General features: G+C 71.0%; 11 protein-coding genes. 6 read left to right on the forward strand and 5 right to left on the reverse strand.

Translation table 11 applies throughout. The annotated features are described in order from the left end of the window. The first annotated feature begins 199 nt into the window (after positions 1 to 199). On the forward strand, positions 200 to 7840 hold the full coding sequence (locus AB0C96_RS25795; protein WP_362920251.1) for a LamG-like jellyroll fold domain-containing protein: 7641 nt from the start codon (positions 200 to 202) through the stop codon (positions 7838 to 7840). 89 nt (positions 7841 to 7929) lie between these two features. Here AB0C96_RS25795 and AB0C96_RS25800 read toward each other — a convergent pair whose 3' ends face one another. Together AB0C96_RS25800 and AB0C96_RS25805 are read right to left on the reverse strand one after the other, a co-directional pair. Further along, entirely contained in the window at positions 7930 to 11577 is a 3648-nt protein-coding gene (locus AB0C96_RS25800) for a hypothetical protein (RefSeq protein WP_362920253.1), read from the reverse strand. A 67-nt stretch (positions 11578 to 11644) separates the two neighbouring features. Further along, complete coding sequence (locus tag AB0C96_RS25805; protein WP_362920255.1) at positions 11645 to 12481, reverse strand: DUF4132 domain-containing protein; 837 nt, start codon at positions 12479 to 12481, stop codon at positions 11645 to 11647. A gap of 310 nt (positions 12482 to 12791) precedes the next feature. On the opposite strand from AB0C96_RS25805, the gene AB0C96_RS25810 reads away from it, so the two are divergent. Further along, positions 12792 to 13406, forward strand: coding sequence for a DUF3995 domain-containing protein (locus AB0C96_RS25810; RefSeq protein ID WP_362920257.1), 615 nt, complete (start codon positions 12792 to 12794; stop codon positions 13404 to 13406). Positions 13407 to 14295: 889 nt separating this feature from the next. Further along, the gene (locus AB0C96_RS25815) at positions 14296 to 14493 is read left to right on the forward strand and encodes a hypothetical protein (RefSeq protein ID WP_362920259.1); all 198 of its coding nucleotides are present in this window, start codon (positions 14296 to 14298) and stop codon (positions 14491 to 14493) included. Positions 14494 to 14923: 430 nt separating this feature from the next. Here AB0C96_RS25815 and AB0C96_RS25820 read toward each other — a convergent pair whose 3' ends face one another. Both AB0C96_RS25820 and AB0C96_RS25825 read right to left on the reverse strand, forming a co-directional pair. Next, entirely contained in the window at positions 14924 to 15985 is a 1062-nt protein-coding gene (locus tag AB0C96_RS25820; protein ID WP_362920262.1) for a hypothetical protein, read from the reverse strand. 327 nt (positions 15986 to 16312) lie between these two features. Continuing rightward, entirely contained in the window at positions 16313 to 16879 is a 567-nt protein-coding gene (locus AB0C96_RS25825) for a DUF6817 domain-containing protein (RefSeq protein WP_362920264.1), read from the reverse strand. A gap of 176 nt (positions 16880 to 17055) precedes the next feature. Here AB0C96_RS25825 and AB0C96_RS25830 point away from each other — a divergent pair, with 176 nt between their 5' ends. Then, the gene (locus AB0C96_RS25830) at positions 17056 to 17961 is read left to right on the forward strand and encodes a LysR family transcriptional regulator (RefSeq protein WP_362920266.1); all 906 of its coding nucleotides are present in this window, start codon (positions 17056 to 17058) and stop codon (positions 17959 to 17961) included. A gap of 486 nt (positions 17962 to 18447) precedes the next feature. On the opposite strand, the gene AB0C96_RS25835 is transcribed toward AB0C96_RS25830, so the two are convergent. After that, positions 18448 to 18894: a hypothetical protein gene (locus AB0C96_RS25835; RefSeq protein ID WP_362920268.1), complete on the reverse strand. Its 447-nt coding sequence runs from the start codon at positions 18892 to 18894 to the stop codon at positions 18448 to 18450. Between the two features lie 1653 nt (positions 18895 to 20547). Here AB0C96_RS25835 and AB0C96_RS25840 point away from each other — a divergent pair. Both AB0C96_RS25840 and AB0C96_RS25845 read left to right on the forward strand, forming a co-directional pair. Then, positions 20548 to 20901 carry a hypothetical protein gene (locus tag AB0C96_RS25840; RefSeq protein ID WP_362920270.1) on the forward strand — a complete coding sequence of 118 codons (354 nt, stop codon included), beginning with the start codon at positions 20548 to 20550 and terminating at the stop codon, positions 20899 to 20901. A gap of 318 nt (positions 20902 to 21219) precedes the next feature. Further along, on the forward strand, positions 21220 to 23919 hold the full coding sequence (locus AB0C96_RS25845; protein ID WP_362920347.1) for a SpoIIE family protein phosphatase: 2700 nt from the start codon (positions 21220 to 21222) through the stop codon (positions 23917 to 23919). Positions 23920 to 24192 lie beyond the last annotated feature (273 nt).

Below are 24192 nucleotides of genomic sequence, written 5' to 3' on the forward strand. Positions count from 1 at the left end.
CAGCCTGGCGGACGACGCATCACTTATGCCTCGCCCACGCCGGCAACGCGGTTTCCGGACGGTGGCGCAATGCCTTCCTTGACGTACCCGGCACTTCGGTAAATCGTGTGACCGCTGCGCCACGCAGGGGAAGCGGCGCAGGTCAGCGGGGGTTTCTCGCTGCTCCACACGGTCCTTCTCGTCGAGGAGAGTCTTGCCCTTGTCCGGCGAACAGCATCTGCTCAAGGTCTACAGCGATCGCACCTACGTGCACACCACCTCCGTGCGCCATCAGGGCACGACGGTGGCCCTGGCCATGGACGACCGGCGGCGCCTGGTCTACACGGTTCTCGATCTTGCGCGCCATGACGAGGCCAAGGGTGAACTGGACGCCGGCTACTGGTCGGAGAACCCGCTGCCGCTGCGCTTCCCCTCCGAGATCACGGACACCGGCTTCGCGGCCGCCGGGGCCACCGCGTTACCCGTGGTGAAGAACGGCGGGCGCATCGAGGCGGCGGCCGGCGAGCGGCTGAACGAGGAAGAGGTGGACCCCTTTCTGTCCACCACGGCCAGGCTCACGGCGGAGGCGCCCTTCCACGCCCTGTCGGACGGTACGCACATCGTCGTGCTGCGGCAGTCCATCGGCGTGGACCATCCCGACGCCGTCCACAAGCTGGCCGGTGGCGGATCCTCCGGCGATCCGGAGCGCGGCGACTACGTCACGGACGGGGCGGGCGCCAAGGTGCCGCTGGTCGCGGACACCCTCCTGTGCGACCGGTTCCTCCTCGTCGGCGGGGAGCTCAAGCCCGTTCTGGAGGCCCGCTACCGTCGCAGTCGGCACCGGACCCGGCCGGATTCGGCCAAGGACAGCCTGGGCACGACCGACATGGAGGGCCGCCCCTTCCACGAGCCCACGCAGGAGCTGTCGTTCGTCCGCCACCTGACCGGCGGGCGTTTCACCGCCCTGCTGGTGCCCACCGCCGTCCACGGGCGGCAGCGCTGGCAGGTCTTCGCGCACAACGACGCCACCGGACGCATCGACTCCTTCAACATCGAGCAGGGCCACGACGGCCTGTTCCATCTCCCCGGCACCCAGGCATGGACCAGCCCGGACCCGGCCCACCGCGACGCGGTCTACGAACCGGCCCCCGGCACCTGCCCGTTCACCGGTATGCCTCTGGTACCCGTCGTCAGCACCGAGGGTCACGCCGAGACCGCGCTGGCATTCGGCGACGGCGACGCCCATGTGCGGGTCGCCGCGGGACCCGAGCTCGCCGGCCGTGACTTCACGGTCGAGTTCTGGGCGCGGCGTACCGAGACCGGCCGCGAGGAGTACCTTCTGGGCCACGGCGACGCAGCCGGCAGCCCCCGCAACTCCCTGCACATCGGCTTCCGGGCCGACGATCGCTTCACCTTCTCCTTCTTCGCCGACGACTTCGACACCGAGGTACGCGGCGACGACACCGCCTGGCACCACTGGGCCTGCGTCTTCGAACACGCCACGCGCCGCCAGACCGTCTACCGCGACGGCATCGAGGCGGGCACCCGTACCGCGGACGGCGCCTACGCCGGCACCGGCCCGCTGCTGCTGGGCAAGGCCCTGTGGTTCGGCGGCGCCCGCGCGGAGCTGGACGAGGTACGGATCTGGGACCGCGTCCGCACCCAGGAGGAGCTCGATCACGACAAGGGCGTCCGCCTCATCGGCAACGACCCCGGCCTCGTCGCGTACTACCGCTGCGACGAGGGCTCGGGCTCCCGGCTGTACGACCAGACCGACCACGCCCACCACGGCGAACTCCTCGGCAGCCCCCGGTGGGTGACCTCCCGGGCCCCCGTCGGCGACCACCCCGGCGTGCGCCGCGACAGCTTCGTGGTCGCCGGCCGGAAGACCGTCTCGGGGCTCTCCGCCGTCCTCTACCACCAGCAGGAGGAGACCACCACGGGCTACGGCCGGGAGCCCAGGCCCGCCAAGCGCCAGGCCCGGGTGCTGCTCTCGTACGCCACCTCCGGCCCCGACCCGAGGACCGGCACGGCGACCGAGGAGGCGTATCTGGCCACGGTCGACTTCGGCGTCGGGCGCGACGGGCGGCTCGCCCAGATCCCCGACGAGTTCGAGCTGCCGGTGCTCACCGCGCCGGACGGCAGCGCCGACGTCGAGACCATCAGCGAACTGGACGGCCGAGTCCGGCAGTTGGTCCAGGACATCGCGGCCAAGGAGGGCGAGGTCGCCGACCTCGCCCGGCAGACCGCCGACGTGCCGGAGCTGGAGCGCCTGCGCGAGGCGTTCCACCAGCGGTCGCAGGACCTCGCCGGCTGGGCGTTCCGGCTGCGGTTCAAGAACACCCGGGACGGCAGGCCGCAGTACCTCGCGGTGCGGGGCGACGGGCAGGGGCAGGGCAGCTATCCGCCGCTGATCCGGACCGCCGATCAGGACGCGAGGTCGGCGTTGTGGACCGTCCAGATGCCGCCCGGCTCCAGCTGGAACGGCTCCATGCTCTACAACCTGCTCAACCTCCACACCGGCAAGGACATGAACGTCTCCGGCGCCAGCGTGGCCAACGACGGTGAACTCATCGTCTACCAGCGCGAGTCCGGCGCCTGGAACAGCCTCTTCGGCATCTACGACCGCAGCGACGGCTACAGCACCCTGGTCAACCGGCAGAGCGGGAAGACCGTCTGCGCGCCCGACCGGCTCGGCGACCGCGTCGTCCAGTACGACACCGCCACGGTCACCGAGTCCGGCGAGGGCCTGGTCGCCTTCGAACGGGTCCGCCGGCACGACCTCGGGCACCCCGACATCCGCGACGCGGGCAAGCGGGTGGAGGCGCTCGACGCCCAGCTCGCCGAACTCCGCCCGCAGCGCGAACTGCTGGAGCGGCGCCGCCGCGAGATCGAGGCCCACCAGGTCGAACTGACCGCCGCACGCGACGAACTCGCCCGCCTCACCGGCGGCCTCAAGGGCGCCGACGACATCGCGCTGCCCGTCCCCCAACTCTCCCTCGACCGCACCGGCCTGAGCTCCTCCGGCGCCCTGCTGGCCTTCGCCCGCTCGGCCGACCGGCCGTATCTGCTGGACAGTGCCGCCGGGAACGTCGTGCTGTACTTCCGCGGCACCAACGGACAGTTCTTCGCCACCTACTACGACACCACGGTCGTACGCTCGTCCCGCCGACTGACAGCGGACGACGGCCAGGGGGTCACCTTCACCGCCCGCGACAGCGGCACCGGCCTGGAATCGGTGACGATCCGGATCACCGCGGGCGACGGCCCCGGCCTGTGCGACGTCACCATCGAGCGGGGCGAGGAGCGCGAGACCTGGCAGCGGTTGCCGCGCCGGGCCGCCGACTTCGCCGCGATCGTCAACGGGACACCGGACACGCCCGTCACGGTCGGCACGGTGAAGAAGTTCGACGCGACCACGAGACTGCTGTCCGGTGGCCGGGCCGGCGACGTCGCCGGCGGTGTCCTCCGGCTCGCCGAACCTCTCTCCGTCGCCCTGCCCGCCCGTACGCCCGTCACGGTCGGCGGCCACCTCTACCTCACGGAGACCGATCACGCGCCCGGAGCCACGTCGCTCCGGCTGGACGCCGGTGAGGGCGGCCCCGAGCCGCAGCCGGGCGAGGCGGTCCAGCGGCTGCGCCACGACCACCGTGGCGCCTCGTCCAACCGTGCCGGCGCCCCGCTCTCCGCGGGCTCCCGGCTGGTGCTCGCCGACCCCGGAACGGCAGCGGAGATCCCCCTCGGCGAGGTGTCGGGCCTCGTCACGGGGCACGGCTGCCGCTGGCGCGCGGACAAGCCCGGCCGGGCGTACTCCTTCGACGGGCGGGAGAACGTCCTCACCCTGCCGCAGGAGCAGGTGGAGCGGGCCACGGTGACCGGCGACCTGACCGTGGAGGCGTGGGTCAATCCCGAGCAGGTGTCCGGCGCGGCCCGGGTCGTCCACGCCGGGACCGGCGAAGTCCCGTACACCCTGGGCCTGTTCGCCCCCGCTGCCGCGGTCGTGCCCGCCCTGGCCTTCGACGGCAAGAGCGGCGTGGCCATGACCGAGAACGGCTTCAGCCTCGCCGACCGGTCCTTCACGGTGGAGTTCTGGGCGCGCCGCACCAAGGAGTGGGACGGCAGGGCGCAGTACGTCGTCGGACACGGCACCTCGCACGGCAGCACTCAAGGCGCCCTGCACATCGGCTGGCGCGCGGACAGCACCTTCACCTTCGCCTTCTACGGTGACGACGTCACCACCAACCACGGTCAGGACTCCACCGACTGGCACCACTGGGCCTGCGTCTTCGACGCCACGACCCGGGACCAGGTGATCTACAAGGACGGTGTCGAGGAGGCCCGGCGCACGGCTTCCGGCGCGTACCAGGGCAACGGCCTCTTCAGCTTCGGCAGCCACTTCGGCGGCTGGGTGCCCGACTACGCCGCCGTGGAGATGGACGAGGTACGGCTGTGGGAGACCGCCCGCACGGCGGCCGAGGTCCGGCAGTTCAAGAACAGGCGGCTGACCGGCGGCGACACCGGACTGGCGGGCTACTGGCCCTGCGCCGACCCGCTCGACCAGGTGGCGGGCAAGCCGGGCGTCCTGGACCGCTCCGGGCACGACCGGCATGTCTACCTGCGCGGCGGTGTCACCACCACGACCGCGCCCGCCGCCATCGACCGGACCGCGGACACGGCGTACCGGATCGTCGCGGGGGCCGGTGACCAACTGATGGCCAGCCGCGCCACCTTCCCCCCGCACGAATGGGCCCACCTCGCCGCCGCCCACGAGCAGTCCTGGGCCGTCGAGCTGACCGACGGCGGGTACGTGGAGGCGCCCGACAACGACGCGCTCGACATCGCCGACGACCTCACCCTGGAGGTCTTCTGCCGCATCGACTCCCTCGGTGCGACGCAGGGCCTGCTGTCCAAGGGCCGCGCGGCCGACGGCGCCGGCGGCAGCGTTCCGTACCGGCTGCTGGTGCTGCCCGACGGCAAGCTGGAGTTCGGCTTCGAGGAGCCGGACGGCCGGCTCGTGCGGTTCGCCTCCTCCGAGGCCGTCCGGCCCGGAACGTTCCACCGGCTCGCCGTCGTCCGCAAGAGCGGGCGGTCGATGCAGGAACGCAAGGGCAGCAAGGAGATCACCGCGACGGGCCCCGACGGCAAACCCGTCAAGCAGAACATCGAGCTGGTGGAGTCGGTCGACCTCCAGGAGTGGCAGGACATCCGCTTCTTCATCGACGGCCGCGAGGCCGGCGCCACCCGGTACGAGGGCCCCGGCGCCAGGGGCAACTCCGGCACCCTCGACATCGGCCGGGCCCGCGAGGGCCTCCAGACGCACCTCCTGACCGGCATCGTCTCCGAGGTCCGGCTGTGGGGCACCGCGCGGGACGCGGCCCGGCTCGGCACACCGGTTTCGGCGCGCGACCGCGGTCTGACCGCGCACTGGCGCTTCGAGGAGAACGCCGGCAACACCGCCGCCGACGCCACCGGCTCGCACCCGGCCCGGCTGCGCGGCGCCCGCTGGACCCGCAACCCCGACCCGCGCGGCAGCCTCTTCCGCCTGTACCGCAACGGCGTCTCGGTGGCCTGCGACCCGCTGGAGAACGCGGACTTCGCCGACTACGGAGACCGCTACGGAGACCGCACATTCGCGCTGGGCGCACGGCTCGCGGACGGCCGGGTGACCCAGCCGTTCCACGGCGTTCTGGAGGAGGTCCGCGTCTGGCGCACGGCCCGCACCCAGGAGCAGGTCCTCGACAACCTCTTCACCCGGCTCAGGGGCGAGAAGGAGGACCTGATCGCCTACTGGTCCTTCGACCGCGCCTCCACCGACGACGGCGCCGGGCTCGTCCAGGACGAGGGGCTGCGCGGCAACCACCTGACGCTGCACGACGCCCCGCGCCGTCCGGCGGCCGTGCTCTCCACCGCGCCCGTCTCCAGCGACACGGCACAGGTCCGTTCGGCCCTCGCCGCGATGCGGACGCCCTTCCACGAGACGATCTCCGGCGCTCCGGCCGTCGGTGAGTACGCCGATATGCAGTACTCGGCCAGGGGCGAGGCATTCGGCGTGCTCAAGCGCGCGTACGGCTACCTGCGCGACGGCCGCTGGCATCTGGTCACCGGTTACAAGGTGGGCGACCTGGTCAGCGAGTGGGTCAGCCAGGTGCAGTTCGACCCGCAGCTGATCGGCTACGTCGAGGGCGCGCCACCCGTGCCGTCGGAGAACCTCACCCCCAACACGATCGATCCCGAGCGCGCGACGTACGACGGCGTCTCCTCGGTGAAGTTCACCGAGGCCGAGGAGGTCGTCCACTCGCTGTCGTCGGCCAAGGAGCGCAGCGTCGACGCCGCCTTCTCCTTCGCCCTGTCCAACGAGGTCGACGTCGACATGTGGATGATCACCGCCCCACTCGGTTTCGGTGTCGCCAAGTCCATGGCGAAGGCCAAGGTGTCGGCGGGTGTGCGCGGCAGTCTGGAGTTCTCCAACACCTGGGCCGACGAGACCTCCGTCTCACAGGGGCAGAACACCGCCCGCGCCATGCAGGTCGAGCTCGCGGGCAGCTGGGAGGATCCGCTGAAGCCGCTCAACGCGGCGCTGGGCCGGCGCTACGTCCCCGTCAACACCGGCTTCGCCGTCGTCCAGTCCCAGACGGCCGACGTCTTCGCGCTGCGCCTCGCGCACAGCGGCACCCTGGTCGCCTACCGCATGCAGCCCAACCCCGACATCCCCAAGGACTGGAACATCGTCCCGTTCCCCCTCAACCCGCGCTACACCAAGCAGGGCACGCTCGACGGCACGGTCGGCCACGACGAGCGCGGCAAGGTGCTCGACCCGGACTACGCGAACGCCCGGGAGCACGGCGAGTACAGCTACTACAAGCCGCGCGAGGCATACGCGGTCAAGCGCCGCATCCAGCGCGAGCAGCAGCGGTTGCGGAGCTACTACGAGACCGTCTCCACCGAGCCCCACACCCCCGACCCCACCGCCGAACGGGCGGGCCGGGTGCTCGGCGGGGCGATCGGCGGCGACGCCTCACCCGCCACGGCGCAGGACGCGGCCGGCAGCCGCACCGGCGAGGGCTTCTCCCGCCGTGACCTGATCAACACCTATGTGTGGACGGCCGACGGCGGCTTCTTCGCCGAGACCACGGAGACCACCGACGCCGTCAGCGAGACGACCTCCGGCTCCTACTCGCTGTCCGGCTCGGTGGGCGCCTCCGTCGGCACGTCCTTCGACATCATGGGCGTCGGGATCAGCGCCCAGCTCGACGCGTCGATCGGCGGCGGCATGACCGCCACCCGGGCCCGCGGCAGGCAGGCCACCCGCTCCTTCGGACTGGACGTGACCTGCGCGCCGTCGGGCAACCTCCAGAAGTACGACGCCGGGCGCAAGCCCGTCTTCGACGCCGACGGCAACCCGGTCAACGCCCCCGGCAAGGTCGACGCGTACCGGTTCCTCAGCTTCTACCTCGGCGAGGACACCGAGCACTTCGACACCTTCTTCCACAAGGTCGTCGACCCGAAGTGGCTGGAGAACGCCGCCGACCCCAACGCCGCGGCCCTGCGCCAGGCCCGTCAGTCGGACCGCAAGCCGCCGTGCTGGCGGGTGATGCACCGCGTGACCTTCGTCAGCCGGCTCCTGCCGCCCGTACCGCCCACCGGCGCCCCGCCGCTGGAGCGCACCATGCGGGAGCTCGATCTTGAGAGCAACTACGAGCTCGTCCGCCGTCTCGACCCCTACGTCAAGGCCGCGGCCACCGGTCGCGACGAGCTCGCCGAGGCCGTGCGCACCGCCCTGTCCGCACACCTGCCGGAGCTGCTGCCGCACGCCGGGGAGGTGACCGGGTTCCTCGCGCAGTACTACGGCGTGGAGGGCTGACGCCTGGGGAACCGTACGGTGCCGAACGAGGGCCCCGACCGGATCGTGGTCGGGGCCCTCGTCGACATCAACCTCTCAGGGCAATACACCTAGGCACCCGCCTCCTTCCACGCCTGCGCGAGCCGGTCGGCCATCGCGACCTGATCCCACAGGTCGGCGGGGTCGTCGGGCATCGACCTGTCGTAGAGCTCCAGTCTGGCGACCTCCCGTATCCTCAGCAGCCGGTCGCGACCGGTCTGGGCCTCCGTCACCTTCAGGTCCAGAGCCTTGCGGACCACCGTCGGGAGGAAGTCGCGTCCTTCGCTCTCGATGTGCGGCAGACCGGCCAGCAGGAGGGCCGCCGCGCCGCGGTCAAGACCGGTGGCGTCGGCGAGCCGGTCGGCCGCGTCGGGCTCGAAGGGAACCGGGCCGCTGCGCTCCGCTTCGTCCACCAGCCGCTGGAGCCGCTCGGGCGTGGCCCAGCCGTCGGGCACCGGACGGATGTCGACGAGGCCGTCGGGGTGCGGCACGGTCCCCCGTTGCAGGAACACGCAGAGCTCGGCGTCGGCAACGGCGAGGGAACGGGCCCAGGAGCCGTTGCGGATGGCGCTGTGCAGCGGCAGCAGTCCGCCGTTCTCCCCGGACACCGCGCCCGGCTCCTCGCCCGTCAACAGCCCACGCTGTAGGCCGGGTTGGGCAAGGGGCGAGTCGGCCCAGAACCCGAACAGCTTCAGGAGCGCCCGGCTGTGCGCGGGGCTGGTGACGGCGCTGACCGCGCGCACCGCGAGACCACCGATCCGGCCCGGAAGCTCGGTCCAGTCGACCGCGCTCGGGTGTTCCCGCCACTGCTCCCGCGCGCTCTCGCCGCCGATCGTGCCGGCGAGGAACGCCGACGAGAGCTCGATCTGCGCCACCCCGCCCTCGTCCCCCGTGGTGTATCTGCTGAGCAGCCCCGCCAGCGCCCCGCCCAGATCCCGCTCCCGTACCTTGAGCCGCGGGTACTCGACCCGCTTCAGGCGTCGCAGGAGCGCGTTACGGGAACGGGCCGTCGCGACGGCCTCCTGGACGCACCCGACGATGCCCCGTTTGAGCAGCGGATGACCGACCTCGGGCAGCAGCTTTCCGACGGCGGTCCGCAGCGCCTCTTCGGAGGTGGCCGCGGCCTTCACCAGACGCCGCACCGTGGCCTCGGCGATCTCCCGCAGCGCCGCCGACCCGGCGGGATCGCGGGGCTTGAGGAAGTGCCAGAAGGCGGACGGCGGTATGAGCCGCGTCCCGGCGGCCACCGGCGACGGATCGTGGCGGGTGTAGCCGTGGTTCGTCCGTTCCGCCGCCCAGTACTGCTCGCCGGTGTCGGCGTCGCGGGCCACGACCGGGTCGTACAGGCGGATACCCCCGCTGAGCACCAGCGGCCGCTCGGCACCCGGGATGTCGAGCAGGCCCCACACCGCGGTGTTGCCGGACCCGTCGAACGCCCCCTGGACGCCGTCGATGCGGTGATAGCGGACCCGTCCGGTGGACCGGTCCTCGGCGACCCGCAGCCCCACGTGCGTGCCGTCGCTGCCCAGCGGCGACCCCGTGACGCCGTACGGCAGCGGCGCCAGCCACGAGGAGTCGAAGCGCCAGCGCTCGTCCTTGCCGAGCAGCGACGGATCGAAGAAGTCCGGCAGATCGGCGTCGGTCAGCTCACCGCTCTCCAGGTCGACGCGGTGCACCTGCGAGTCCAGCCCGTCGGTGGCGTGCCACCAGAAGTCCCGGCCGTCGTGGAACATCTGGCCGTTCGGACCGACCCGCTTCTCGCGGGGGCCGAGGACCTGGTGGCCCATGAACCGTCGTCCGCTCGGCGCCATGAAGGTGTAGCCGAGCTGCTCCCGCTCGTAGTACAGCGACCCCCACATCCCGGGCCGTACGGAGAAGAGCTCGTCCGGCGCGTCCGACCAGTAGTGCGTCTGACGGCCGTTGACGAGGTGGCAGACCAGGAACTGGCCGTCGGAGAAGAAGACCTTGACGTCGTAGCTGAACTTGTTGGCTCCGCGCGGCACCCGCAGCCGGTGTTCGGCGATGCGGCCGCCGGGCCCTATCGCCATGGCCTTTGTCCGGTCGTGCACCACCAGGACGGGCCAGCTCGGCCGGCACCAGGTGTCGCCCTTGAGCTCGGCGGCGGCCTCGTCGAGGGCGGCCCAGCCCAGCTCGTCGAGGATTCCCGCGCGCAGCGTACGGGTCAGCGGTGTCACCATGTCGAGATCCGCGATGCGGGCGGGCAGGTCCGGCATCTCCTTCAGCATGTCCGCGCGGATGTTCTCGCCCAGCCAGCGCAGCGCCGTCTTCGCCTCCTCCAGGCCGCCCGACCGCGCTTCCTCCAGCCGCACGCCGATGGTCCCGACCAGAAGGGGCCGCAGGGCTTTCTTCCCCCACAGGGAGCGGAGCTGCTCGCCACGGGTGGGCACGGACCGCGCCAGCACCGGCCCGAAGCGCGGGTCGTCGATCAGGGCCCGCAGATCGACACGGGCGGGCCCCTGCCAGTTGCTCAGCGAGGTCTTCGGGCCGGGGTCGGCCACGGGAACGCCCGCATCCAGGCAACGGGACAGGGCGACGGCGTCGATGCTGTGGTACTCATCCGGCTCGCCGGCATCGAACCGTACGGGCGTCCCCGCTGCCCGGATACGGTCCGCAAGCGCCGGAATCAGCCGAAGCAGCTCTTCGGGAACGGCGGCGTCGTGGCGGCCGTACCGGCCGAGCATCGCGGACAGCCACTCCCCCGCATCACCGGCCAACTCGTCCAGCGCGCCGGTCTCCTCCAGCAGAGCGCACCACCAGGCGTCCATCTCCGAGCGCGGCACACCGGTCAGCCGCCACAGCAACCGCCGCTTCAGCGCGACGGAGCCGGCGACCACGGGCACCAGCAGCTTGCGTTGCGCCGTCCAGAACCCGTCCGCCACCCGCCACAACGCCGGCGTGTCCACCAGGCCCTCCAGCAGCAGCTGGTGCTCGGTGACGACATCGCGCCCCGCGGCCTTGGCGAGCGTGGCGATCTGCTTGAGCATCTCGGGCCAGGGCGCGAGCCCGCCCGTCGTCCGCCGTACGGCCAGCTCCCCCAGCTCGCGGTACGCCTCGACGGGGTCGGGCCGTCGGCTCAGCTCGGCGACATATGCCTTGATGTCCTTGGCCGACAGCGCCCCGGCCAGCGCGAACTCCAAGAACACCGAGCGCCGCCGGGCCGGGTCGGCAACGGCCCCCGTGGCGTGCCGATCCGCCGTCCGCGCACGGCCGAACATCATCGCGGCCTGTTTGTCCCGCCCCGCGGCGAGGAAGACCCTGGCGACCTCTTCCCAGTACACGGGCAGGTGGTCATCGGGAAGCGTCGCAGCGATCTCCTGGAACCTCTCCAACGCCGGCCCCGGTCTGGGGGCGGCCAGCCGCCCGGCCCGCGCCATCTCCACCCCGGCTGCCAGCGCGACCTCGGCGTTCGCGACGTCGTGGACCAGCGCCCATGCCGGGTAGTGCGGCTCCGGGCGCTTCCCCGACGCCACCGGGTCCCCCGCCTCCGGGGCGGAGAATCCGAGGTCGGCCAGCAGCCCGTCCTCGACGGGCGCCACCGCATGCCCCGTCAGCCGGACCACGGGCCGCGTGCCGAGATGGGGATGGGCATAGCGACGGGCAGTGATCGGCTCCCCGCCCGGCGCACCCACGGGCGCCAGCCCCACCGCAAGCGCCGCATCCAGCACCACAGCCGGATCGGCCGCGACTGGATCGATCACAGCCGGATCGATCACAGCCGGATCGGCCGCGGCCGCCGCGGAGCCCCCGTTGCTCTTCGCAGGCGTCTCACTCGTCATCGTTCTTCGCCCCCCCGTAGATCAGTTCTGCCATCCGCAACCCCTCCGACCAGGCAACCGGCCCCAACCTGCCGACGGCTACCGGACGTTCGGCCTCATCGACCCATACGAGCCGCCCTGCCTCCCCGGACTCTTCGGAGCCGGCCTCCCCCACCCAGCAGCGCGCCTCCACCTGGACGGACCCTTCGACGATCTCGGCAACGGCGAAGCCGCCCCGCACAACGAAGCCGTTCTCAAGGGCGTTCGCCCTGGAACGCGACTGCGTCGCCGCAAAGGGCTCACCCTCGTGGGCTTCGACACCGGTCGCCTGCGGATCCGTGCCCGCCGGCCGCCGATACACCCATCGGTCCAGCTGCGCCCATCCCTGCGCGACACCATGCACCCCCAGGAGCCGGCGCCACGGCACGAGATCACCGAGCAAGACGGGATGCAGCAGCGTAACGGGCGTCCCGATCTGCGGCTCGTACAGGGCACCGTCCTCCTCCCGCACGGACACCCGCCCGTCCTCGGCCACTTCCACCAGCAGCCCTGTGCGCCCGTCGGCGCACACCACCAGATGCTCCAGGCAGGACCGCCAGCCCGGATCCGGCCATATCCGCGCAAGGAGCCCGCCCGGCACCGGCACCCCGCTCAGCAACCACGACTCCACGGTGTCCCGGCACTCCTTCTCATGCCGCACCAGCCGATCCCGTAGCGCAGCGAACTGCTCACCGACCGGGTTGACCAGAACGCCCTTCGGTATGGATCTCACGTCCCGTCCATCGGTCCTGCGGCACCTCAGGGTCGTTCCGTCCAGCGCCAGTTCATAGCCGCGCGCGGCGGACACCCACACAAGCGGAGTCGTCATGCCATCGACTATGACAGGGCCCACTGACAATCGATCGCAGTGCCTGATGCCAGATCAATTCCCGCCGGTGCACGCCCCGGCGGCACCATCGGCCGTACGACCGTGCGACCGTTCCGGCAGCAACGGCGGAGCAGCGCCTCAGGCTTGTCCCGTAACTGATCCTTGAGGCTGCTGGTGCTGGGCGCCCCTGCGTCTCGGTCACAAGGACGTCGCGAGCTAGCTCCTGCGGTGGAGGTTGATCATCCCTGCGGATGACATCTCGTCGTCGTGGTCCGGCCACGCTGGAGTCATGGCGATCAAGCTTTCCATGGACGGTGCAGCGCGTCCGGCCCTGCGCCCGGCCCCCCGCTTTCGGTCGAGCAGGTGGCCGGGTCTCGCTGCTGCGGCATGGGGGCTGCTGTTTGCGGTACCCAGTTTCGCCTGGGCGATGGGATTCACCTTCGGCGCGCGGACGACGGTGTCGCCGTCCTTGGTGAGGTTCGCTGACGATCGGGTGGCGTGGTTCATGGCCGTCTTGTGGGTGACCGGTCTCCTGAAGGTCTTCGGGGCCCTGATCGGTATCGGCCTGACACGCCGGCGCGGCAGACGGCTCGGCCGTCTCATGGTGTTCTGTGGCGGCGGCGCGGCAGTGCTGCTCGTCTGGCACGGGTGTCTCTTCGTTGCCCATGGCGTGCTGGTTGAGGTCGGGACCCGCTCTGTCGCGCCTGACCTGGCCGGGCTGACCCGCTGGTACCTCTGCCTGTGGGGACCGTGGTTCATGGTCGGCGGTCTGGCATTCGCCGCCGCCACCACGCGGTATGTCCGCCGACTGGATGCCCGGGGCGGGGTGCGACTTTACGGAGTTGTGGGGGCGCTGGGTGCGTTGCTCCTGTCGTTGGCGTCGATGATCACCGGGATCGGGTGATGGCCTTCGCCCAGCCGCTGTGAACGAACGTGTTCGTAACGAACGTGTTCGTCACGCTGCTGACGTGACAGCGAAGCCCAAGATGCCCGTCAGCCGTCGCGAGCGGCCCGCCAAGCCGGCCCTGACCCGGGACGGCAGTCCACCCGCGATGCCACCGCGAACGCCCAGGCCGAAATGGATGCCCTGGTGACCGCGGTGCACGACGCCTCCCCTCGCACGCACCGCATCCACGCCCTACCCGTCGGCCACCGCTGAGACCGCACCCCCAAGGTGACGCTGTTCGGCGACAACGCCCTGCAACGCCTGCGCGATCAGTTCACCTCCCACCAGGCCGAGGGCTGAGCCCCCTCCCGACCACTCGAACCACCGGCCCCGGCCCCAGGCGGCGCGACCACATCCCGATCAAGCGCCGCTCAGGCACCGAGCAGGCACCGAGCAATGGTGAGACGTGAGAAGCCTTGCGCATACCGATCAGCGGAGTTGGTGAGTCACACAGGAATCCTGATCGGGTCGTCGAGCGGGAGCCGGCGCAGAGAGCGCCAAGGCAACGAGACACCGCCCGGTGCACACGTCACAGGCTGGGATGCCCCCGCCTACGCCTCGGGGCTCGCGCAGGCGGGGACAACGCACCGGAGAAGGATGCGCCTACGAACCATCCTTACCGCCGGCAACGCCGAGCGCTTCCCGGGTGAGCCGTTTGGGCGCGGGGCTTGTGTGGACTACGGGCGGAAAAGAGCTCTGGCATATGTCCCACGAAGACGATCAGTTGGCCTCCGCCGGCCATCACGTGGCATGACGTCGGCCAGCAAAAGGTTGTCCCGTAACCGGGACCCGGGCCCAGGCTGAGCAGGCACCTTGTAGCGATCTTGTGGGGGCTGGGACTGCACCCATGGCCATAGCACTGCGCGGACTACAGGACAGCGATCTGCCGGTCTTCTGGGAGCAGTTGACGGATCCCGAGTTGCCGCAGATGGCGGCCGCGACCAGGAAGTACCACTACGACCGCGGCCACTTCGACCGACACTGGGCGAAGGTGCGCTCGGACCCGTCCGTGGTCCTGCAAACCGTGCTCGCCGACGTGCCGTAGCCGGACACGCCGCTTGACGCTGAGCTGAGCACGACACCGCGCCCGCGACCAGGCACACACCCCCTCGCCCGAGCCCGGCCGTAGGGCCCCGCGGCGGGCGCGGCGGACCCGCGCTACGCCACCACCCCCGCAACCCCCGGCCATCGGCATCGGCATCGGCATCGATGACGACCTACACCTCCGGCCCGACCAGCGCGTCACCCACACGGCGGCAGACCTCGACAGCTCGGCCCCGGCCACGGCGTTGCTCAGCGCACTGCGGTCGTCACTTCACAGCTCCAGGTAGCGCGCGGTCATCTCGTCCACAGGCTGCATCCGCGACCGGCATCGGCGACTCATGCGGACGGGGAGCCGAAGGCGAGGAGGCGTTCCGTCTCCTGCCTCCATTGCCGCTCGGCTCCCCGTGCATGATCGAGGTGCTCGTCAGGCGTTACCCGGCGCGGATCTGGAACGGCAACGTCCGGTAGAAGAACGACGTGTCGCCGGTGCCCACCGACACCCCCGCTTCGACGTCGGCCAAGGGGGCGTCGCCCGCGACCGCCAGGCGCATCCGGTAGACGGCGGTGGCGCCGGGCGCCAGCGGCGTCCTGGCGGTCGGGGTGAGCTTCGCGCTCATGCCGGGGTCGCAGCCGCTGGGCACCAGCGCGACGCGCTGCCACCCGTGGCCGGGCACGTACTGCCGCAGCACCAGGTCCTTGGGGGCCACGGCACGGCCGCCGCTCTGACCGTAGGCGAAGTACCCGGCGTTCAGCGCCGGGTAGGCCCGCTTGGTGGTGTTCTTGACCGTGAGGGCGAACTCCTTCTCCGCGCCGCCGCGGACCAGGGTGGCGCCGCGCGGCCAGCCCGTGACCGTGGTCGTGGGACGGTCGACGACGGCGTTGCGCGCTGGTGCGCGGTAGGTGTGGCCGTGGCCGTCGTTGACCGAAGCGGCCACCGTCAGGCGACCGGGACGGTCGATGGCCTGGACCCGCAGAGCCACCGTGGCGGGGCGGCCGGGGCTCGCCGCCATCGAGACGGGGAAGGAGAACGTCCCCTTGTCCGGCCGTTCGGTGCCTACCTGCCGCGCATCCACGTCGACCCAGCGGTGGCTGCTCTCGACGTAGCGCTGCATCAGGAGAGAAGCGGCAATGAAGCCGTGCGTGGTGACGTCCAGGCGGACGGTGCCCTTGGAGACCGGCGTGCGCAGGGTGACGTTCGAGGACGACCAGAGGCCGATCGGTGCCTCTGGAGCGAGGCCGTAGGAGAGCTTCTGCGCCGCGCTACCGGTGGTGCCCGTGGCCGGGGCTGCTTCCGTCCCCGTCGCGGCGGACGTCCGCGTCGCCGCAGTCATGGGTGCCGGTGCGGTCGTTGCGCCACCGCAGCCCGGCGCGGACCGTGCTCCGGCTGTCGCCGCTGCGGGCACCGCCTGCCCGGGGGTCGCCGCCCCGATCACCAGGGCCAGTCCGGCGGCCATCGCCGCCGCGGAGCCCACTGCCGCCTTCCGCGCTCGCACGGGCTGTTGCGCCATACGTGTCATACCGCCCCCACTTCGTACCGGGCGCACCGGCGTGCGCCTCCGAGGAAGAAGAGTCGACTCCGCAGTCAGTGGTTCCCACAGTCTCCTGAAATGGCGCATGTTGACGGGAAAAGTCACGACCCTGTTCGGGCCACCGTGCACTCCGTGGCAGCGACCTTCGACGAGCTCGCCGACCGCATTGCTCCTTCCCGTGCGGCTCTTGGAGTCGCCATCCCGAGATCTTCGAGGGGGAGCCGACGAGAGCGCGCTCCTCGTCCGAGGTCGGTTCTCCTTCGATCTGCGCACTTCCCTCCTTCGCGTTGCTCAATCCTGCGGAAGGGGGTCCGGGCCGAGCACCGCATGGCAGGCCGACCAGGCAGGTTGGCTCAGCAGGGGGCGGAAGTGGGTGAACAGGGCGAGGAGTTCAGCCCCCCACTTCTCGCGGAAGGACGGGTCGATGCGGGCGAGGTCGAGTTCGTTGGCGGCGGACAACTCGGCGAAGTCCCGGCACAGCTGCGGCTCCGGAGTACGGGCACGGCCGGTGAACCGGTCGTGGAAGGAGGCGCCGACATCCGCGAGCGTCGGATAGGTGGCCCTACGGTCACACGAGGCGTAGAGGTACACGATGGCCTCGGCCTCGTCGCCGATCGCCGCTGCGAGTTCTGCGCGACGGTCCAGGGACAGCAATGCGGCGGGGAAGCCGTCGGTGCCGTAGAACGCATGGCACAGGCCCGCCAGTTGGAGGGCGCGGCGGGCGCCCCATACGGCGAGTTGCTCTTGGACGCGCTGGAGGTGCGCAAGGAGAGTGCCTCCGGGATGGGCGATCTCTGCGGCGCCGAGCTCGCGCAGGAGCGCGATGGCCTGGCCGGAAGCGGCAGGGGAAAGCGGCATGAGGCGGGATCCTTCCGTCGCTCGGGTCGGCACCCGTCCGTGCCTTCGCCTGGGGTCCGGACCGCGCGAAGGCGCCGGACGGGTTGCCGCCTGGGCCCAGCACCGATCATCGCGGTCCCGCCAACCCCAGTCAATCCTATGGTTTTCTAGCTACATCCAAGCTGTAGCTTGGGTCTATGACTCTGGATGACCTACGCGTCTTCGTGGCCGTGTGCCGGGCGGGCAGCCTCAGCGCCGTTGCCCGGGACCTGGACTGCACACAGTCGGCGGTGAGCCAGCATGTGAAGCGGTTGGAGCGGGAGACCGGCGTGAGTCTCCTGGAGCGCCAGCCGCGAGGCGTCGTGCCCACCCATGCGGGGCGCGTCCTGTGGGACGCCGCCGCCGACGGCATCTCCGGTCTGGATCTGGCCCTACGGCGCCTCGGAGACCTCGTCAACGGCGACAGCGGCGCGGTGCGCGTCACCACGGGCGGAACGACCGTACGGCACTTCATGTCCGAGGCCATCATCGCCTTCCGGCGGCGCTATCCGAAGGTGAACCTGGAGTTCCAAACCGAGACCTCCAGCCGTAGTTGCTTCGACGCCCTCGCCGCCGACAACCTGGACCTCGCCTGGGTCACCATCGGCAGCCCGGTGCGCGGTATCGAGCAGCGGCCCGTCGTCGAACTGCCCTGGGTGCTGGCTCTCCGCACCGACGATCCGCTCGCGAGCCGGACCCGTATCGGTGTGGCCGACCTCGCCGGCATCCGCCTCATCCGGCTGCCTCAGAACTCCACCTCAGGTGCCCGCCTCGACGCCGCATTCGCCGAGCTGGGCATCCGCAGCAGCTCCGACACCAGCGTCGCCGACTGGGACACCGCCCTCCTGCTGGCAGAACTCGGCCTGGGCCACGCCGTCGTGCCCGCCCTGCCCGGCTGGCAGATACCCGGCGACGACGGCTCCCTCCGCCTCGTCCCCATCCCCAACCTGCCGCCGCTCCCCGTAGGTTGGGCCGTTCGCCGGTGGGACGCCCTCACTCCGCTCGCCCGGGTCTTCGCCGACACCGTCGCCGACAGTTGTACGGAGAGGGCCGCCAACGCATAGCAGCCCGAGCGGGTAGCGGCCCCGGGCAGTTCTGATCAGTAGGCTCGGCCATGAGCTGCGGGCCATTGCGACACCGGGACGCCTTGGTTGACACCAACTCGATTGCCATAGCACCGAGTTGAATTCTTCCAGGCCGCCTTCCCCGAGCGGGAGCGGCCATCCCCGAGCGGGAGGAGAAGAAAGCATCATGGTCGCCTCAGCGCGGCGACCACGGGATCGATCAAGCCCTACCGCCAGGCTCGCACCCAAGTAAAGAAGGCCCACGCGACGCGGTAGTAAACCGAGCGCCGCCCGAACCCCTCGGGGCACGGCGACATCGATGGGGGCCGTGCGGCTGCTTCTTCGGGTCCGGCTCGCCTGCCCGGGCTTGGCCCGGGCAGGCGATCTCGCCCGTACATTCACCGGCCTGATCCGTCACCAGAGCGGACAGCCGCTACTGGAGTGGATTCGCCAGGCCGAGCGGAAAGCGGACGGAGGCCGGACCGGTCAGCCGATGTGGTTGATGGGCCAGCTGGTCAGCGTCTCCCGCTCGCCGCAGTCCTTGGTGTCCTTGTCACCGCGGCATATGAAGACATCGCCAGTGGTGGTGAGGGAGTAGTTGTCCAGGCTCAGGTCGACCGGCTGAGTGCCCTTGCCGCACAGGGTCGCCCGCTTGACCGCCGGCCCGGGCATCATGTCGTGGGTCCACTGGGTCCACACCGAATAGCAGTCGTTACCGGTGTTCTTGAAGTTGCCCTTGATGACGAGCTTGGAGGACATCGAGCCGCTCTTGGCCTCCAGCGACCTGGTGCCCGACGCCGTGGCCGTGCCGTGCGTGGCCTTCCACGGGACGTCCGAGCCCGCCGCCTTGACACCGGCTGCCATCGCGGAGGACTGCCCGAGGGCCAGGAGCATCGTGGCGGAAGCCAGAACGGCGGCCCCCGAAGTCAGCATGCGAGTGGATTGCACTGCATTTCCTTTCCAGAGTTGTGATCAGCGGATCCGGATTGATCAGCGGCACGTGGCCCCTGGTCCGAACCAGCGGCATTTCCTCGCCCGTGGCGCCGGCGGCGGTGCGCGTCGCAGGCCGAACTCTCGGCGCAGTGTGGAGAGGCCGGCCAGATGGCCCGACATCCCGTCCCGTGGACACCTTGCCGTGATGGTGTGGAGGCGGAGCAGTTGTAGCTGGTGACCCTTGTGCTCAGCCGGGAAGGTGTCGCCATCCTCGTACCAGAAGTGGCCGTGCTGCCCGCAAGCAGCCATGGGGGAAGGCAAACCGTCCCGCCGACGACACCGAATTCGGCCACCCTTCGAAATGAAGTGAAGGGTGCTCAATTCGCTTACATTTGAAGCCTGCCACCCGCCTTCAATTGAACGGCCGGTCGCACCGATCATCGAAGCGGCGACGGTGGCCGCCCGTGCCCCTTGCTGAGCCATCCATCGTGAAATTCCCCCTGCCGTGACGCTGAACGCCGCCCCGTCGAACGGGCGAGATCGTTTCTAGCATGGGAAGCGGCTGTTAAAGAAAGGCGTTACTTGGGTGGTTGGGCTTTCGTCGACCGGCTGCGGGCCCATCCGGGCGTCGAGATCGTCTGCCGGGAGACAGGACAACCGCGTACGCCCGCGCGGCCGAAGAAGCCACTGCCGCACGCCCTGGAATCGCTGATCGTCGGCTGCGATGCCGCAGCGCTCGGTGGGGACGCCGACGTCGGGAGAGGCATGGACGCGGGGTGGGGTGCGGGGCACCCCCTCCTGAGCAAGCACCCGCGTGCGCTGCGCCGGTTGCGGGACGCCGCCCGGTGCACACGTCACAGGCTGGGATGCCCCCGCCTACGCCTCGGGGCTCGCGCAGGCGGGGACAACGCACCGGAGAAGGATGCGCCTACGAACCATCCTTGCTGCCGGCAACGCCGAGCGCTTCCCAGGTGAGCCGTTCGGGCGCGGGGCCCGTGTGCGCGGGGCCCGAGAGCGTGGGTGACGCCCTCTGAGCCGCACGTGACCTCGCTTGTGTCGGTGACGCGCCGTCCGGGGGCATTCGGGGAGGTCCGAGGGCGTCCGGGGGCGCGGCGTGGGTGCGACGGGGGCGATGCACGAGCCGTGGAACGGATGGCGCAACGGTGCTGGTGATACTGCTGTGGCCAATGTGATGCACACTGCTACCCTCGCGACCGACCTATATGACTTTTCTGCGCGTACGCCTCGGTCAGCGACAGGGTCAAGTGACCCCGGCAGCCAGCTGCTGAGACCGGACGACACAAGACCGAAGGTGCGAGGACGCGCGGCGCCCTCGCACCTTCTGCTCCCCGGACCACGCTCGGCACCATGGGCGCCAACCACCGTGCGAACGCGGCCGAAGAGCTCCATGGCCGGCACCGGGCCCGAGCGGCCGCCGCAGGGCATGCGGGACGCCAGGGCCGGTCTGAATGGATCGCCGATGTGACGGCAACGGTGAGGCGTCGGCGGTCGGTTCGACACCGGATGGAGCAGATCTCCGACGTCGTCCTGGTCGGGCCGGGGCTGCGCCTGGCGATCGAGCCGTGGACAGTCACAGCCCGTTCGTGTCCCCTCTGGCACGCGTCCCCTCTGGCAAAGGAAGAGACAACAGTTATGCACGCCGTCATCGTCTGGTGGGACCTGTCCGCTTCCGGCCAGACCATCGAGTCCCTGCGCACCTACCTGCGTGCGGAGTCCGTTTCCGCGTTCTCCGAAGTGCCCGGGCTCCGCTTCAAGATGTGGCTCTCCGACCCCGACGCCAACAGGTGGGGCGCCGTCCTGCTGTGGGAATCCAAGGAGGTAGCGCAGCAGCCGCTCCCCAGCCGGGCGCTTGAGCTGATCGGCTACCCGGCGACAGTGGCTCATGCATGTGGCGTGGAGGCCACCGCCGAGGGCCGTTACGCAACAGAGCAGCTCGCGCTGCGCGGCCTCGCCTTCGACGGGGCCGTCGAAGCAGTGGAGCAGTGAGGGCTGGGACGCGAACGCGGAAGAAGCCGCCTGGCGGGATCGCCATCGAGCACGAGCCCGGCGACCCGCGCGGCGAGGGTCGGTGCAGCGGCAGCCCGGCTGCCCCTCGCCGGCCGGCGGGGCAGCTGCCGTAGCACACCTTGCCAGCACCCGGGCAAAGCAGGATAAATGTGAATCATGAGCGGACATTCGGGTCGTTTCCGGCGTTGGCTGAGCCGCGCGCCCGGCCGTTCCGCCGTTCCGGGCATGGGCCCCACCGGGAGCGGCACCGGCGACCAGCAGGGCGAACGCTCCGCGGGCACCGGCGGTCCGCGGCACATGCGGTCCTCGTCGACCACCCGCAGCGTCGCCCGGGAAGTCTTCCTCCTCCAGCTGGTGCTCGTGGTGCTGCTCGTCGCGGCGGCGATGGTGGCCATCGTCGTCCAGGCCCGGCGGGACACCATGACCGACGCCCGGCACCGGACGCTCGCCGCCGCTGAGTCCTTTGCGCACTCCTGGAGGCTCCAGGAGGCTCTGAACAGCGACAATCCGACCGCGAAGCTCCAGCCGCTCGCCGAGGAGGCCCGCAAGGCATCCGGTGTCGACGCCCTCATCGTGTACAAGCTCGACGGGATCACCCTCACCCACAGCGACCCGCGGCAGATCGGCAAGCACGTCATCGGCCCGTACGCCGACGCCGCCCGGGGCAAGCCCTTCACCAGGACCTTCCAGGGCGCCCTGGGCCTCTCCGTGATCTCCGCGGTCCCCGTCAAGGACTCATCGGGCAAGGTCGTCGCCATCGTCTCCGCACCGGTCACGGTGGAGAAGGTGCAGAAGTCGGTCAACCAGCAGCTGCCCATCTTCCTGGGCACCGCGGTCGGGGCGCTGGCGCTCGCCGGAGGCGGCGCGGGGCTGGTGAGCCGTCGGCTGCGCCGGCAGACCCACGGTCTGGGGCCGGCCGAGATGACCCGGATGTACGAGCATCACGATGCGGTCCTGCACGCGGTGCGGGAGGGCGTCCTCATCGTCGGCCACGACGGGCGGCTGCTGCTGGCCAACGACGAGGCACGGCGGCTGCTGGACCTGCCCGCGGACGCGGAGGGACGCCACGTCGGCGACCTGGGGCTGGACCAGCGCACCGCCGAACTCATGGCGTCGGACCGGAACGCCACCGACGAGGTGCACCTGGCCCAGGACCGGCTGCTGGCCCTCAACAAGCGGTCCACCGCCCGCCACGGAGCCCACCAGGGAAGCGTGGTGACCCTGCGCGACACCACCGAACTGAGGTGGCTGTCGGGGCGCGCCGAGGTGGCGCGCGAGCGGTTGAGACTCCTCTACGACGCCGGAGTACGGATCGGCTCCACGCTGAACGTCGTACGCACTGCCGAGGAGCTGGCGCAGGTGGCGGTCCCCCGGTTCGCCGACATCGTCACCGTCGAGCTGCTCGACCCGGTCCTGAAGGGCGAGGAGCCGGCCGGGACGGGGGCCGAGCTGCGCCGGGCTGCCATCGCCGGCCTGCCGGCGGACCATCCGCTGTACCCCGTCGGCGAGCTGTTCCGATTCGCCCCGGGCACCCCGATGGCGGCGAGCGTGGACCAGGGTCGCTCCGTGGTGGAGCCGGACCTGGCCGGCGCCGCCGACTGGCGATCCCAGGACCCGGAACGCACCCGACGCATCCTGGACCACGGCGTGCACTCCTTGGCGGTCGTACCGCTACGGGCCCGGGGAGGGGTGCTGGGGCTGGTGGACTTCTGGCGGTCGGGCAGCTCGCCTCCGTTCGACGACGAGGACCTGTCCTTCGCCGAGGAACTCGCGGGGCGGGCCGCGGTCGGCATCGACAACGCCCGGCGCTACACCCGCGAACGCACGATGGCGATGACGCTCCAGCGCAGCCTGATGCCCCGCGGCCTGCCCGACCAGGACGCCCTTGAGGTGGCGCACCGCTATCTCCCCGCCCAGGCGGGAGTGGGCGGGGACTGGTTCGACGTCATCCCGCTGCCCGGCGCCCGGGTGGCACTGGTCATCGGCGACGTGGTCGGACACGGGCTGCACGCCGCGGCCACCATGGGTCGGCTGCGCATCGCCGTGCACAACTTCTCGGCCCTGGACCTCTCGCCCGACGAACTGCTCGGCCACCTGGACGAGCTGGTGACCCGCATCGACGTCCAGGACGAGGGCACCGAGGAGGGACCGGCGATCACCGGCGCCACCTGTCTGTACGTGGTGTACGACTCCGTCTCCGGGCGGGTCACCGCGGCCACGGCCGGCCATCTGCCGCCGGCCGTGGTCCACCCCGACGGCAGGGTGGAGTTCCTGCACTCACCGGTCTCCCCGCCACTGGGGCTGGGCACCAGCCTGCCCTTCGAGACGGCTGAGCTGTCGCTGCCGGAGGGCTCCCGGCTGGTGCTCTACACCGACGGTCTGGTCGAGAACCGCAACCGCGACCTGGATGCGGGGCTGGAGGCACTGCGGGCAGCCCTCGCCGGTCCGGCCCGTACGTCGGAGGACACCTGCGCCGCCGTCATGCAGTCGCTGCTGCCGGCCCGGTCCGCCGACGACATCGCGCTGCTGGTGGCCCGGACCCGGCGGCTGGATCCGGCACACGTCGCCGAGTGGGACGTGCCCCGCGATCCGGCGGCGGTGAGCCCGGTCCGCAACGCCTGCGTCCGCCAGCTGACCGACTGGGGTCTGGAGCACATCGCCTTCGGCACCGAGCTCATCCTCAGCGAACTGATCACCAACGCCATTCGCTACGGCGCCGAACCCATCCATGTGCGGCTCCTGCACACCCGCACCCTGATCTGTGAGGTCTCCGACGGCAGCAGCACCTCCCCGCACATCCGCCAGGCGAAGGACACCGACGAAGAAGGCCGCGGTCTCTTCCTCGTCGCGCAGTTCGCCGAACAATGGGGCACCCGCTACTCCCCCAGGGGCAAGACGATCTGGGCCGCTCAGTCGGTCGGCCCCGACGCCCTGCCCTCGGAACAGGTACTGCGGGAGCACCTCCTCGACCAGGGGGAGCACGACGGGGAGTGGTGAAGCGTGCCTCCGTACATGCGGGACGCCTTGGTACGTGCAGGACGCCTCCGTACGTACGTGGCGCCTACTCGCCGCCGTCACCCGGCGCGATCACCGTCCTGGCGGAGGCCCGCGAAGGCCAGCGCAGAGTACGCTGGTTTGGACCATTGCTGTGGAGAGAGCTTCGGGCGGTGACACGTCGCGGCGGGGTGGCGCCAGGGCGCCCGCGTGCCAAGAGCGCCGTCCTGGGTGGTGGGACCGCCGTCAGGGCCGTGTGACGGCACCGCGTCATGG

It is taken from the genome of Streptomyces sp. NPDC048506, from assembly GCF_040651315.1.
Lineage (GTDB): Bacteria > Actinomycetota > Actinomycetes > Streptomycetales > Streptomycetaceae > Streptomyces.